The 13439-nt window shown below is 58.2% G+C and carries 13 protein-coding genes and 1 pseudogene; 9 read left to right on the top strand and 5 right to left on the bottom strand.

Annotated elements, in window-relative coordinates; translation table 11 throughout:
- Positions 1–106: 106 nt before the first annotated feature.
- From AB7E65_RS08310 to AB7E65_RS08325, 4 genes are read right to left on the bottom strand one after another with little or no spacing between them, the layout of a single operon-like run.
- Positions 107–922: a glycerophosphodiester phosphodiesterase gene (locus AB7E65_RS08310; protein ID WP_072287834.1), complete on the bottom strand. Its 816-nt coding sequence runs from the start codon at positions 920–922 to the stop codon at positions 107–109.
- Positions 919–2241: an MFS transporter gene (locus tag AB7E65_RS08315; RefSeq protein ID WP_428745639.1), complete on the bottom strand. Its 1323-nt coding sequence runs from the start codon at positions 2239–2241 to the stop codon at positions 919–921. The genes AB7E65_RS08310 and AB7E65_RS08315 overlap by 4 nt, the downstream gene beginning before the upstream one ends.
- A gap of 48 nt (positions 2242–2289) precedes the next feature.
- A complete protein-coding gene (locus tag AB7E65_RS08320; RefSeq protein ID WP_072287832.1) occupies positions 2290–2595 on the bottom strand; it encodes a hypothetical protein in 306 nt (101 codons plus the stop codon).
- Positions 2586–4823: a vitamin B12-dependent ribonucleotide reductase gene (locus AB7E65_RS08325; protein WP_320361429.1), complete on the bottom strand. Its 2238-nt coding sequence runs from the start codon at positions 4821–4823 to the stop codon at positions 2586–2588. The genes AB7E65_RS08320 and AB7E65_RS08325 overlap by 10 nt, the downstream gene beginning before the upstream one ends.
- 388 nt (positions 4824–5211) lie before the next feature.
- On the opposite strand from AB7E65_RS08325, the gene AB7E65_RS08330 reads away from it, so the two are divergent.
- The 6 genes from AB7E65_RS08330 (at position 5212) to hpt (ending at position 11402) form a co-directional block, all read left to right on the top strand.
- The gene (locus AB7E65_RS08330) at positions 5212–6528 is read left to right on the top strand and encodes a PhoH family protein (protein ID WP_072287830.1); all 1317 of its coding nucleotides are present in this window, start codon (positions 5212–5214) and stop codon (positions 6526–6528) included.
- Between the two features lie 52 nt (positions 6529–6580).
- Positions 6581–7606: a tRNA (adenosine(37)-N6)-threonylcarbamoyltransferase complex transferase subunit TsaD gene (tsaD, locus tag AB7E65_RS08335; protein WP_072287829.1), complete on the top strand. Its 1026-nt coding sequence runs from the start codon at positions 6581–6583 to the stop codon at positions 7604–7606.
- Positions 7607–7627: 21 nt separating this feature from the next.
- Entirely contained in the window at positions 7628–8125 is a 498-nt protein-coding gene (locus AB7E65_RS08340; protein ID WP_072287828.1) for a DUF2062 domain-containing protein, read from the top strand.
- On the top strand, positions 8122–8922 hold the full coding sequence (gene rsmA, locus AB7E65_RS08345; RefSeq protein ID WP_072287827.1) for a 16S rRNA (adenine(1518)-N(6)/adenine(1519)-N(6))-dimethyltransferase RsmA: 801 nt from the start codon (positions 8122–8124) through the stop codon (positions 8920–8922). The genes AB7E65_RS08340 and rsmA overlap by 4 nt, the downstream gene beginning before the upstream one ends.
- 163 nt (positions 8923–9085) lie before the next feature.
- Positions 9086–10849 (top strand): adenine deaminase, encoded by a 1764-nt coding sequence (ade, locus tag AB7E65_RS08350; RefSeq protein WP_428745640.1) that lies wholly within the window; start codon positions 9086–9088, stop codon positions 10847–10849.
- A gap of 10 nt (positions 10850–10859) precedes the next feature.
- On the top strand, positions 10860–11402 hold the full coding sequence (gene hpt, locus AB7E65_RS08355; protein WP_320361432.1) for a hypoxanthine phosphoribosyltransferase: 543 nt from the start codon (positions 10860–10862) through the stop codon (positions 11400–11402).
- 384 nt (positions 11403–11786) lie between these two features.
- Here the strand turns inward: hpt and AB7E65_RS08360 are convergent, their stop codons facing one another.
- Positions 11787–12131, bottom strand: a complete 345-nt coding sequence (locus tag AB7E65_RS08360) for a hypothetical protein (protein WP_428745641.1) — start codon at positions 12129–12131, stop codon at positions 11787–11789.
- 65 nt (positions 12132–12196) lie between these two features.
- On the opposite strand from AB7E65_RS08360, the gene AB7E65_RS08365 reads away from it, so the two are divergent.
- From AB7E65_RS08365 to AB7E65_RS08375, 3 genes and pseudogenes are all read left to right on the top strand, one after another.
- Complete coding sequence (locus AB7E65_RS08365; RefSeq protein WP_428745642.1) at positions 12197–12709, top strand: NAD(P)H-dependent oxidoreductase subunit E; 513 nt, start codon at positions 12197–12199, stop codon at positions 12707–12709.
- A 19-nt stretch (positions 12710–12728) separates the two neighbouring features.
- Positions 12729–13112: a (2Fe-2S) ferredoxin domain-containing protein gene (locus tag AB7E65_RS08370; protein ID WP_072287823.1), complete on the top strand. Its 384-nt coding sequence runs from the start codon at positions 12729–12731 to the stop codon at positions 13110–13112.
- Positions 13113–13130: 18 nt separating this feature from the next.
- Positions 13131–13439 (top strand): annotated as a pseudogene (locus AB7E65_RS08375) (NADH-quinone oxidoreductase subunit F); the annotation flags it as partial.

Genomic DNA, 13439 nt, shown 5'->3' on the forward strand with positions numbered 1-13439 from the left:
CTCCTTTGGCTGAAATTGAACAGGGTTGAGATATAACTCCGAAATTTCCCCATATGTAACCAAAAAAGTTATAATTGTCAAGGCAAATCCTGTAACCCTGCCGAATTTAATCGCCACCTGTGAGGTTGTTCATGCAGGTCTTTCGCAACAACCAGGGACGGTCGCTCATCAATCCATCCACGCCCAGCCCGAGCAGGCGCAGCATATCGGCGGCCTCGTTGACGGTCCATACGTGGACCTCGATGCCGAGAGCATGGGCGGCCGCAACGGTCTGTGGCGTGACCAGCCGCAGGCCCTGGTAGGTTTCGGGGATCTGCAGCGCCTCGGCCGGGGGAGCATAATCCGTTTTGCAGCCGCCCTGCAGCCAGTCGAAAAAGGCGACCAGTTCCCCGTAACAGAAACTGGTGGGAATGCCCCGAGCAGTGCATGAAGGTCGCAGGCGGCACATGACCGCATCCTTTTCCGCCGCCAGTAAAACCCGGTCTTCCATCCCCGTGCGGCGGATAATCTCCAGAGCTGCCTTCACCAGGGTGTCGGAATCCTGCTTCAGTTCGATGTTGAACAGAGCATCGGGAAAAGTGCGCAGGATTTCTTCCAGGGTGGAAATACGGATTCCCCGGTCGCGATGTGGAAAACTGCGGCCACCGTCCGGGCTGAAAGTGGCGCCGGCATCGCAGCTTTGCACCTCGGCCAGCGTCAGCTCGGCGACGTTGCGATCCACGCCGCAGGTGCGCAGCAGCGAGGCATCGTGCAGAACCACAGCCTGTGCGTCGGCCGTGGCGTGAATATCGAGTTCCAGGTAGGGCATGCCTGCGGCGACGGCATCGGCGAAAGCGGGCAGGGTGTTCTCGGGGAATTCGGCACAGCTGCCCCGGTGGCCGAAGAGGCGGGGCAGAGGGGCATCGAAATAGCGGGTATTCATATTCTTGCCTCCAAAGCGGCCTGACGTCCGCGAGAGACGTTGACGGTAAGCAACAGGACGATGCCCGCCAGGAAGAAAAGTCCCAGACCGAGAATCGCCAGGCGGTTTGATCCGGTCAACTGCGCCAGCAGTCCGAAGGAAAAAGGTCCGAGGATCGAGGCAAATTTACCGCTTACGGCATAAAAACTGTAAAATTCCGAGTATTTGCCTGCAGGAAGCAGGCTGCCGTACAGAGAGCGGCTGATGGCCTGGCTACCGCCGAGTATCAGAGCAACCGCCACTCCCATCACCCAGAATTGCCAGGCTTGCTGCATGCGAAACGCATAAAGTGTTATCCCCAGAAAGCAGAGCAGCGACAGCAGCACGGCATTTTTGGCGCCGTGGCGGTTCGCTATCCGGCTGAACAGCAGGGATCCGGGCATGGCGATAAACTGAATCATGAGAAAACAGGCGAGGATGGTGGTGGTTCCCAGACCCAACTCGTCCTTGCCGAAGATCGCGGCCACCGCGATAATGGTCTGAATGCCGTCGTTAAAAAACAGATAAGCCAACAGAAAGCGCAGCAGGTCCGGATAGTTCAGCAGTTCTTTCCAGACGTTCCACCAACTGCGCAAACCCAGCTGAAAACCTGCATTGCTTCTGGTCGGGGGGACCATATCTTCCCGCAGGAACAGAAAAGTCGGCAGGGAAAAAAGCAGCCACCACAAACCTGTCAGGAAGAACCCCAGCCGTGTGGCCTGGGCCGGGGATGTCAGTCCGACCAGGCCGGGAGAACGGATCAGAACAAAGGTCAGAAGCAGCATCAGTCCGCCGCCGATATAGCCCAGGGCGAAGCCCTGCGCGGACAGGCGGTCCATCTCCCGTCCCTGCGCCAGCGCCGGAAGGAAAGCGTTATAGAAAACGTTGGCGGCGGCAAAACAGGCATTGGCGAGCATGAACAGACCAGCCGCCAGCAGGTAGCGTTCAGGCCCGGCCAAAGCCAGCAGGCAGGTGGCGAAGCTTCCCGCGACGCTGAGAAGGGCCAGCCACAGTTTGCGCCGTCCGGTGCGGTCCGCCAGGGCGCCGAGGCCGGGGGCGGCGAGGGCCACCAGTATCATGGACCCGGCTACGGCGTAACTCCACAGCGCGGTGGGGGTCAGAGGTCCGCCGATAATCGGTAGCACAACCCCCTGCGGCGGCACCAGCGATACGAAATAGACCGGCAGTACCGCCGCTAAAATAACGGTTGCAAAAGCCGAGTTGGCCCAATCGTACATGCACCAGCCAAACCGCGCCCGGCGCAGCGATGAGGGGGATCTTTTTTCCACGGAATCGTGCATGTCAGCGTTGTCCTGATTGGGTGTGGATCTTTGTCACAAAAGGTCGTTTCAGGGGCCTGCGGGATTTTCAGGTTCCGCAGGCTCGTCCTGGCACATGCTGTTGCCGCGCATGTACTGCACGTAGGCGCAATCTTCCGGCAGCCAGTCCGCGTCCCTGACGATTTCCGGGGTCAGTTTGATGCACCCTTCGCCAACCTCGAACCTTTTATGGTAGACCTTGCAACGCCGGCTCACCACATCGAGGAAACGGCAGGCGATGTCGGAGGTGTGCCAGCGCCCATGTCTGTCAACCACCTTCTCAAAACAGCAGGCACCGCATTGCCGGCAGATAGCTTCCCATTTCGTCAGGCGCATTCCGAGTAGCCGCAGGCGTGACACACGCAGCAGCCCCCTTCATGCTCCACCGGTCCGCCACATTCCGGGCAGGCGCCACCATGGTTGACGGGATTGGCGACGGCGGCCCCCTCCTCGGTTTCCGTTTGCATGTGCATTATAATCGCCCGGGCGACGGCGTCGGCACAGCTGGTGACGCGGTTTTCTCCGAAGCCGGCCGGCTTGTGACAGGTGATGCCGATCAGCTGTTTGATCACCTGGCGGGCCTGCACGCCGCTGCGCCAGGCCAGGGAAACCAGCCGGCCGATGGCCTCGCACTGGCTGGCGGCGCAGCCCCCGGCTTTACCCATGGTGGTGAACAGTTCGAACAGGCCCTTGTCGTCCTGGTTGATGGTCACATATAGCGGACCGCAACCGGTGGTCATCTGGTAGGTTTTGCCGGTCAGGGCACGGGGCCGTTCACGTTTGTGGCCGGTTTTGCCAGATTCGACGGGCATGTTGGGCTGCTCCGTCGGTTCGGAACTTCTGGCCACCGAAAGCACCTGCATGTCGCGCGATCCGTCCCGGTAGATGGTTACTCCCTTGCAGCCTTGCATGTAAGCGAGGCGGTACACCTTGGCAACCTCGTCGCGTGTTGCCGAGTGAGGGAAGTTGACGGTTTTGGAGACGGCGTTGTCGGTGTGTTTCTGAAATGCCGCCTGCATCCGTATATGGTCTTCCGGGGTGATGTCATGCGCCGTGACGAACAGCTTCCGCACCTTTTCCGGGATTTCCTCAAAACTCTGGATGGTGCCTTTTTGCGCGATGGCTTTCATCAGTTCCGGGCTGTAAAAGCCCTCTGCACGGGCCATCGCTTCAAAAAGCGGATGCACTTCGACAAGGATATCCTGGTCAAGCACCTGCCGCAGGTAGGAGACGGCAAACACCGGTTCGATGCCGCTCGAAGTATTGGCAATGATAGAGATGGTGCCGGTCGGCGCGATGGTGGTGCAGGTGGCATTGCGCAACTCAGCCTCGCCGTCCTCGTCGAAACGGCTGCCGGGAAAATTAGGAAAGGCGCCGCGTTGTTCGGCCAGCTTGCGGGACGCATCGCGCGCCTGGTCGGCGATGAAGCTCATCACCCTGTCGGCAAGCTCGATGGCCTGGTCGCTGTTGTAAGGCATGCCAAGCAGGATAAGCATGTCGGCCCAGCCCATGATGCCGAGCCCTATTTTGCGGTTGGCGCGGGTCATTTCGGCAATCTGCGGCAACGGATAGCGATTGATCTGAATGACATTGTCGAGAAAACGTACCGCCATCGCTACCGTATCGCCGAGCTTTTGCCAGTCGACCTGGCTGTCGTCAGTAACCATGCGCGACAGGTTTATCGAACCGAGGTTGCAGGATTCGTAGGGCAACAGCGGCTGTTCTCCACAGGGATTGGTCGCTTCAATATCGCCCACATGGGGAGTGGGATTGTCACGGTTGAGACGGTCGAGAAAGATAATGCCCGGCTCTCCACTGTTCCAGGCCATATCGACGATGCGATCAAACACCTTGCGGGCATCGAGTTTTTTGATCGGCTCGCCGGTGCGCGGATTGATCAGGTCATATTCGCGGCCATCCTCCACGGCCTTCATGAATTCCTCTGTCAGGCCGACGGAGAGGTTGAAATTGGTTAAAACCGTCAGGTCTTTTTTGACCATGATGAAATCCATGATGTCCGGGTGGTCGACCCGCAAAATTCCCATATTGGCGCCGCGCCGTGTGCCGCCCTGCTTGATGGTTTCAGTGGCGGCGTCAAAAACCTTCATAAACGAAATCGGTCCGGATGAAACGCCCTTGGTGGACAACACAACGTCGTTGGCCGGGCGGATGCGCGAGAAGGAGAACCCGGTGCCGCCGCCGCTTTTGTGAATCAGAGCGGTTTGCTTGATGGCTTCAAAAATGCTCTCCATGGAATCCCCGACCGGCAGCACGAAACAGGCGGCAAGCTGGCCGAGTTCCCGTCCGGCATTCATCAGAGTGGGTGAGTTCGGCAGAAACTCCAGGCGGGTCATGGCGTCATAGAAGCGATCAGCCAGGGCGGCGGCTTCTTCCCCATGTCCGAATTGATCTTCGGCCGCGGCTATGGCTGCAGCAACGCGCCGGAACATGTCCGCCGGCTGTTCGAGGATGCGGCCCTCGGGGCTCCGCTTGAGATAGCGGCGCTCAAGAACAGTGATGGCATTATTGCTGAGACGGGATTCCAGATCCGCAGTGGTCATCATGGATGCAGTCCTTTTAATTAGTTAAGATGTGTGCCGCCAATATCCTGTGGCAGGCCATCTATAAACCACAATATGTTGGGTCTGTCAAGATATGCGTGAGGGCTGTTTGCCGGGCACCGGCAATCCGGAGGGGCATGCCCAATGCCAATATGTACAAAATGAATTTTACCCGGAAAGAAGGGTTGTTGTACAATACGCCGGCAGTCGAACGGGCGGCATGCACATCCTGCCGGTCCGGAGCTTTCGCCAACCGGAAAGGGGTTGCCAAACCTGCTGTCCAATGGTAGTTTCACACAGTTTTTTTCGCGCTGCGTACGCCATGTCCTCTGATCTCGCCGAATTGCTGCGTCACCCAAAATTCTTGTATTCACTCTTGTGAGGGAGCGTCATGAAAAAGGTTTTTGTTCTCGATACCAACGTTTTGCTGCACGACCCTCAGGCCTTGCTTCGATTCAAGGACAACGACGTGGTCATACCCATTACGGTGGTCGAGGAAATCGATACCTTTAAAAAGGATCTCAACGAGACCGGGCGCAATGCCCGTGAAGTTTCCCGCCTGCTTGACAGTTTTCGTGCCAAAGCGCACCTGGTCGACGGCGTGCGGCTGGACGACGGCGGGATGCTGAAGGTTTTTATCTATACCGAGCAGGCCATGCGGCGCATGCCCCCGGAATTGCGGGTGGACCGGGGCGACAACCGTATCCTGGCCGTCGCCCTGCAAATGAAGGAAGAGTGCCATTGCCCCGTGGTGTTTGTCACCAAGGATACGAATCTGCGTATCAAAGCCGATGCGGTGGGGCTCAATGCCCAGGATTACGAGTCCGACAAAGTCTCCATCGAGGAACTCTACACCGGCATGGCCGAAGTGGTTCTGCCCCGCGAGCAGGTCGATCGCTTTTACGGCCAGGGGCATGTCGACATTGATGGCGATTATCGCGAAAACCAGTGTCTGACCCTGGTCGACGAAAGCAATACCTCGCATACCGCCCTTGGACGTTACGAGGCGGCTCTGGGGCGGGTGGTACCCCTGATCCGGCTTCCCAAGGAAGGTTTGTGGGGCATCACCCCGCGCAACCGGGAGCAGCAATTCGCCTTCGATCTGCTGCTCAACGACGATATTCAGCTCGTGACGCTGGTGGGCAAGGCCGGTACCGGCAAAACCCTGCTCGCCATTGCCGCCGGTCTTGCCAAGTCGGCGGACGAGGGCGGTTACAGCCGGCTGCTGGTTTCACGTCCCATCTTTCCTTTGGGCAGGGATCTGGGTTTTTTGCCTGGTGACGTCGAGGAGAAACTGGCGCCCTGGATGCAGCCCATTTTCGATAATGTCGAACTGCTGCTTGGCATGGTGGACGAGCATGGCAAGCGCAAGCGCGGTTACAAGGAACTGGTCGAAATGGGGTTGTTGCAGATCGAACCTTTGACCTACATTCGGGGACGGTCGATCCCCAAACAGTTCATGATTGTCGACGAAGCACAGAACCTGACTCCCCATGAGATCAAGACCATCATCACACGGGCGGGGGAGGGAACCAAAATCGTACTGACCGGCGATCCTTACCAGATCGATAACCCTTATATCGATTCTTCGAGCAACGGCCTGACCTACACCGTTGAGAAATTCAAGAGCCAGTCCATCGCCGGACACGTAACCCTGATGCGTGGAGAGCGCTCGCCACTGGCGGAACTGGCGGCCAATCTGCTCTGACCGGCCGCCGGCTCCCGTTAAACAGACCCTCTCGGAAAGTAGAATTTTTTGCATGTTGTTGCTGACCATAGAATCATCTTGTGACGAGACCTCGGCGGCGGTGGTGCGCGACGGTCGCCAGGTTCTGTCGAACGTCATCGCTTCCCAGGTCGATGTGCATGCACTGTATGGCGGCGTTGTGCCGGAGCTGGCTTCCCGCAAGCATCTGGAGGCCGTGACCGTGGTGATTGACGATGCCCTGCGTCAGGCAGGCGTTGGTCTTGAAGCCATCGAAGGCATGGCCGTCACCCGCGGGCCGGGCTTGATTGGCGCCCTGCTGGTGGGCCTTTCCGTAGCCAAGGCCATGGCCGTGGCTCTGGAAATCCCCCTGGTCGGGGTGCATCACATGGAAGGCCACATCCTCGCGCCGCTGCTGGAAAACGACATTGCCTTTCCCTATCTGGCGCTGGCTGTTTCCGGCGGGCACACGCATCTGTACCGGGTGGATGGCATTGGCCGTTACCGAACACTGGGCCGCACCCTTGACGATGCGGCGGGAGAAGCCTTCGACAAGGTTTCGAAGCTGCTCGGGCTCGGTTATCCCGGCGGCGCGGTCATCGACCGGTTGGCTGCCGAGGGCAATCCCCGCGCCTTTGATTTTCCCCGTCCATTGCTGAAAAAGCCGAATTACGATTTCAGCTTCAGCGGCATCAAAACGGCACTGCTGTACTATGTGCAGGGCCAGAATGGCCCCATCGAGGGGACGCACCTGTGCGACGTCGCGGCCAGTTTTCAGCAGGCGGTGATCGAGGTGCTTTGTGAAAAGACCCTCCGGGCGGCACGGGATACCGGATTGAACCGCATCGTCGTGGCCGGCGGTGTGGCCTGTAACAAGGGGCTGCGACGCCTGATGGGAGAACGGGCCGCGCTGGACGGATTCCAGGTGTTTTTCCCCAGTCCGTCTCTTTGTGCCGACAATGCGGCCATGCTTGGCGTGGCCGGGGATGCCTACCTGGCGGGAGGGTGCGCCGCCGACCAGGACCTCAATGCCAAGGCCAGCTGGCCCCTTGACCAGGCTGGCTGGGCGCAACAGCCGTAACCGCGAAATGGATAACATCGTATGTACCGGCGATGGCCTTTGGCCAGGCAGCTCAAATTGTTGGTTCTGAAATTCATGCGGCTTCGCGGTACCCCCGAAGAAGTCGCCAAGGGGTTGGCGCTCGGTATTTTTATCGGATTGACCCCGACATTTGGCTTTCAGATGCTGCTGGCCGTGTTTCTGGCGGTGATTCTCAACGAAAACAAGTTCGCCGCCGTACTGGGCGTCTGGGTGACCAACCCTTTTACCGCGCCTTTCATTTATGCCCTCGAATACGAATCGGGGCGCATTCTGCTCGGCATGGATTATGTGCGCATGCCCGAATCCCTGAGCTTTTCCGCCCTTAAAAGTCTTGGCTGGGAAGTCATGCTTCCTCTGACTTTTGGCAGTCTGCTGTGGGCGATATTGTGTTCCGTGGCGGTTTACCTGGCTGCGATTCGTATCATTCCGCTGGCGCAGAAGTGGAAAATTTCCCGCTGGCCGAGACGCCCCCGGCGCGGGCAGGGGAGAGAGCTGTGAATCACCGTCCCAAAAAACGTTTTGGTCAGAATTTTCTGCAGGATCGCCACATTATCGACGGCATCCTTGCGGCTGCCGCGCTGGAACCCCGGGACCGGGTACTGGAAATCGGTCCGGGACTCGGTGTTCTGACCGACCGTCTGCTGCCGTCGGTGGCGCGACTGCACGTCATCGAGATCGACCGGGATCTTGTCGAAGGCCTGCAGGCACGTACCGCGCCGCACCTGACGGTGCATGTGGGGGACGCGCTGGCGCTGGACTGGGAAGCGATTCTGTGCGAACCTCCGTACAAACTTGTAGCCAACCTGCCGTACAATATCTCCAGCCAGATCCTTTTCAAGATTCTCGATCACCGGCACCTTTTTTCGCGACTGGTGCTGATGTTCCAACAGGAAGTCGGGGACCGGTTGTGCGCCGCGCCCGGCGGCAGGGATTACGGCATTCTTTCCGTACTGTGCCAGGTATGGTTCGATATCCGTCGGGTTTTGCGAGTGGCACCCGGAGCCTTTTATCCACCGCCGAAAGTATATTCCTCAGTGCTGTGCTTCGAAGCACTTGCCCGTCCCCGGATCGAGATTGCAGATGAGCGGTTTTTCCGGCGCACGGTCAAGGCGGCATTTGGTCAGCGCCGCAAAACCCTGCGCAACAGTCTTGCCGGAGGCGGTCTCGGTTTCGACGGGCTCGAGGATGCGCTGCGCGAGGTCGGGATCGATTCGGGGCGTCGCGCCGAGACCCTTTCGCTCGAAGAATTCGGCCGGCTTGCACAGGTGCTGGCACGGCATGTTTCCCCTGCCTGAAAACCCGCAACCGGCCTACCAGTCGCCACAACAAATGCCTGACTTGTTTACACGACGCAAAACCCCTTCCGCTCCGGAAGGGGTTTTTTTATGGTGTGTCTTCGGCAGGGCAGGGACGGCGTGATGTATAATAGAGGCAAATATAGTCCAGGGAGAGTTTGTGGTGAGTCTTTTCATTCGCAAGGCGGCAGACCATAAGGCGGCCGTATTGACCCGACTGCTGGCGGTTGCGCGTCGGCAAAGTCCGGCCGACATGCTGTTGCGTAACGGAAAAGTCATCGATCTGGCAACGGGTGACATTGCTGAAGCGGATATTGCCATGGTCGGTGCCTATATCGCCGCGGTCGGCAAGAAACTTGACGGTATTGAAAGTTATGATCTCAAGGGCCTGTTTGTGGCACCTGGCCTGGTGGATGCGCATGTGCACATCGAAAGTTCCATGTTGCGCCCCCGTGAATTCGCCCGTCTGGTCGTTTCGCGGGGGGTAACGACAGTGGTTGCCAATCCTCATGAAATCGCCAATGTCTGCGGGCTTTCAGGGATTCGTTTCATGCAGGACGATGCACGGCAGACCCCCGTCGACATATTCATGACCATACCTTCCTGCGTGCCGGCGACCTTGCTGGCAGGCTCCGGCGCCAGCCTGGGGCCGGAGGATTACAGCCGGCTTCTGGCTTGTCCGGATGTGGTGGCTCTTGGCGAAGTGATGGATTTCCAGGGGGTCATCACAGGCGAGCCCCGGCTGCTGGCGGAACTCGACGCCGTTCGCGGGTTTCCCGTCGACGGCCATGCTCCGGCGGTCGAAGGTGGCAATCTGGATGCCTATGCGGCCGCCGGCATAACTTCCGATCACGAATGCTGTACCGAGGCCGAAGTGAGGGACAGGCTGCAACGGGGGATGTGCGTTTTTCTTCGGGAAGGCAGCGCGGCTCGTAATCTGCAGACCCTTTTGCCGACAGTTTCCTGCGTAACCGAGCGTTTTCTGGCGCTATGTACCGATGACCGGGATGCGGCGGATCTGCTGTCCCGCGGCTCCATAGATCAGATGGTGCGTACCATGGTTGCAGCCGGGGTTTCGCCGCTGACGGCGCTGCGCATGGCCTGTCTCAATCCGGCGGTGCACTACGGCCTGCTCGATCGCGGTCTGATTGCCCCCGGCCGCAGGGCCGATCTTGTAGCGTTTTCCAGCCTCGACAATTTCCGTCCGGAACGGGTCTGGCATGCCGGCCGACTGGTGGCTGTGGGCGGGCAATGTGTCGACGAAAAATCCGGCGGCACAGGCGACGAAATTGCGCCCTGGCTGAAAAATACCATGCATGTCGACTGGTCAAGGGTCGATTTTCGTATATCCGGTCCGGGTTGCAAGATGCGGGTAATCGGTGTGGTGCCCGGACAACTGGTAACCGAACAGCGGATTCTTCACGGCTTGAGCCGGGAAGGGGAGATGGTGGCTGACCCCGAACGGGATCTTGCCAAGCTTGCGGTGATCGAAAGACATCGCGCCACTGGGCGATGTGGCAAGGGATTCGTCCAGGGGCTGACCCTGCGGCGCGGTGCAATGGCTTCAAGCGTGGCGCATGACCACCATAACCTGATCGTGGCTGGGATGGACGATATGTCCATGATGACCGCCGCCCGGGCCGTGGCCGAATCCGGTGGCGGCCAGGCGCTGGCAGTGGGCGAGCGGCTGCTTTGGCAGCTGCCGTTGCCTGTCGGCGGGTTGATGTCCTTGGCCGCCGCCGAAGAACTGGTGTCTTGCCAAAAGTTTCTGAATCAAGCCCTGAAAGAGGTGGGTTGTGCGATTCCGGGGCCATTCATGACGCTGAGTTTTCTGGGGCTCGAGGTCATTCCGGAGTTGAAATTGACAGACTTCGGCCTGGTGCATGTGCTGTCGCGGCAGCTGGTGCCACTGTTTCTCGAAGACTGAGGAGGAAGGCATGCCGGGATCTCCACGCAGGATATTGATTGGTGAAGAGGCCATTCATCGGCGCGTTGCTGAGCTCGCGGCGCGGATTTCAAGCGATTATGCCGCGGTTGAAGAGCTTTTTATGGTCGGCGTGCTGCGGGGCAGCTATATTTTTCTGGCCGATCTGTCCCGCGCCCTGAAGATACCGCGGCGCATCGATTTTATAGCTCTTTCGTCTTATGGCAAAGGAGCCGTCAGCGGCGCCGTGCGTCTGATCATGGATGTGCGAACCGATATCACGCAAAGACACGTGCTGATCGTGGAGGATATCGTCGACACCGGGCATACGCTTGATTATCTGCTGCGATTGTTCCGGGCGCGAAAACCCGCCTCGCTGAAAACCTGTACACTGCTACGCAAGGCCGGCACCATGCAGGTGCAGGTGCCCGTTGATTATGTCGGGTTCGATATAGCCGACGTCTGGACGGTCGGTTATGGACTGGATTTTGCGGATAAATTCCGGGCCTTGCCCTACATTGCGCAACTTTCATCCGATGAATGCGAGACGCTCTGATGCCGTGGAGCACCCTCCGTCCCGGAAGATCATCTTTTGTCATAACGATGTTTTTAAATGCCTGATAAATATCCGGAAACATCGCAGTCGATCGCCTCCGATCCTGTTTACGAAAAGCCGTTTCCGGGTTTTTCGCGCAGCCTGTCGCTTTTGCCAACCTATTGAAAATTCTTAAAGACCGTTACCCCTGGATTTATTTTTTCCGATATCGGTAAAAAAGAGATTGAAATGATATTTTATCGGTGGTATCTATCTCTTGGCCGTTATTTGGCGGAATCATGCATTGAACAATTCAAAGAATTGGATGTTTTGTTTCGCTTTCTGCCGGCCACGTTTGCATTGTGTTTTGGAGAGGAGGAGAAATAGCCAGGTCGCACGGCTTGGCTATTTCCCCGCAAACCTGCATTTTTTATCAAAAACCAGCATAAGCGTGCGTTGTCCTGCATCGCGCGTCGTTTCATGTAGCATGTCAACCGGGATCCGGGTGTCCCGAACGGCAGACTGGGGTGCGTCCGGCTGAAAAACCGGGCTGCGCGGTTCTGCGGGTATGTTCATGTCCGGATGTAAATGCACGGAAACCATGCTGCTGTCGCTCAGGATGTGCCATCTCGAGTTGCTGCCGGGACGTTTCGCGCCTTGGCGTGCTGTATTGCGCCCGAAGAGGCCCCAGCGTTTTTTCTCCCATCCCGCAGGATGCCGCATTCCCGTCACCAGGCAGCAGTTTTTCATGCATCTTCGGACAGCCCCCGCTGTCGTTTCTGTTCGGATTCCAAACATCATTCAGGGGAGGACTCATGTCCAGTTGTCAGGAAAAAAAGGAATGCGGAACCCAGCAGGCTTACGAGCTGCCGGAAAACCTGTTCCGCGAGCTCGATGCGTTCATCGACAGTTTGCCGACCAAGAAAGGTCACCTTGTCACGGTGCTGCACAAGGCTCAGAGCCTGTTCGGGTTTTTGCCCGTGGAGGTTCAGGAGTATGTCGCCGAGCACATGGATGTGCCGGTCGTGCATGTGTTCGGGGTGGTGAGCTTCTACACCTTCTTCACCATGAAACCCAAAGGCAAGCATCCCATTGCCGTGTGCATGGGTACCGCCTGCTTCGTCAAGGGCGCCGACAAGGTTGTCGAGGCGCTCAAGCAGCAGCTGAACCTGGAGGTCGGTGAAGTGACATCGGACGGCAAATTCTCCCTCGACTGTCTGCGCTGCGTCGGTGCCTGTGCGCTGGCGCCGGTGGTTATTGTCGGTGAGAAGGTCTACGGCAACGTGACCACCGACCAGGTGAAGAGCATCATTGCCGACTTTGCTTAACACGGGGAGATAATGCGATATGGCCAAGATCAATTCTCTGGCGGAACTGCAGAAAAAGCGCGAAGACCTGCAGGCTGCCGCAAATAAATCCAAAAGCGAAAAAATCATCGTCAACGTTTCCCTGGCGACCTGCAGCATCGCCTCCGGCGGCAAGGAAACGCTGGAAGCCATGAAGCAGGAATGCGCCGCGCAGGGCATCGACAACGTGGAATTCGGTCAGGTCGGCTGCCATACCTACTGCTATGCCGAGCCGACCGTGGAAATCATCCTGCCCGGCAAACAGCCGGTGGTGTTCGGTTATGTCAAGGGTGACAAGGCCAAGGAACTGGTGCAGAAATACATCAAAGACGGCGAGTTGGTCGGGGGCGTGATTCCGGTCAACTATGAGCGCGTTGTTTTTTAATACGGGGAGAGAACAGCTATGGCAAATCAGCTTAGAATAGCCACTCGCAACAGCGGGTTCATCGATCCGGAATCCATTGAATCCTACATCACCGTCGGCGGCTATCAGGCCCTGGGCAAATGCCTGGCCGAGATGAAGCCCGCCGATGTTATCGAATTGGTTAAAAACAGCGGCCTGCGCGGTCGTGGCGGCGCGGGTTTTCCCACCGGCGTCAAATGGGGTTTTGCCGCCAAGTATGCCTCCGACACCAAATATGTCGTCTGCAACGCCGACGAAGGCGACCCGGGCGCGTTCATGGACCGCGCGGTGCTCGAAGGCGACCCGCAC

Origin of the sequence: Syntrophotalea sp. (assembly GCF_050253115.1) — a bacterium.
GTDB lineage: Bacteria > Desulfobacterota > Desulfuromonadia > Desulfuromonadales > Syntrophotaleaceae > Syntrophotalea > Syntrophotalea acetylenica.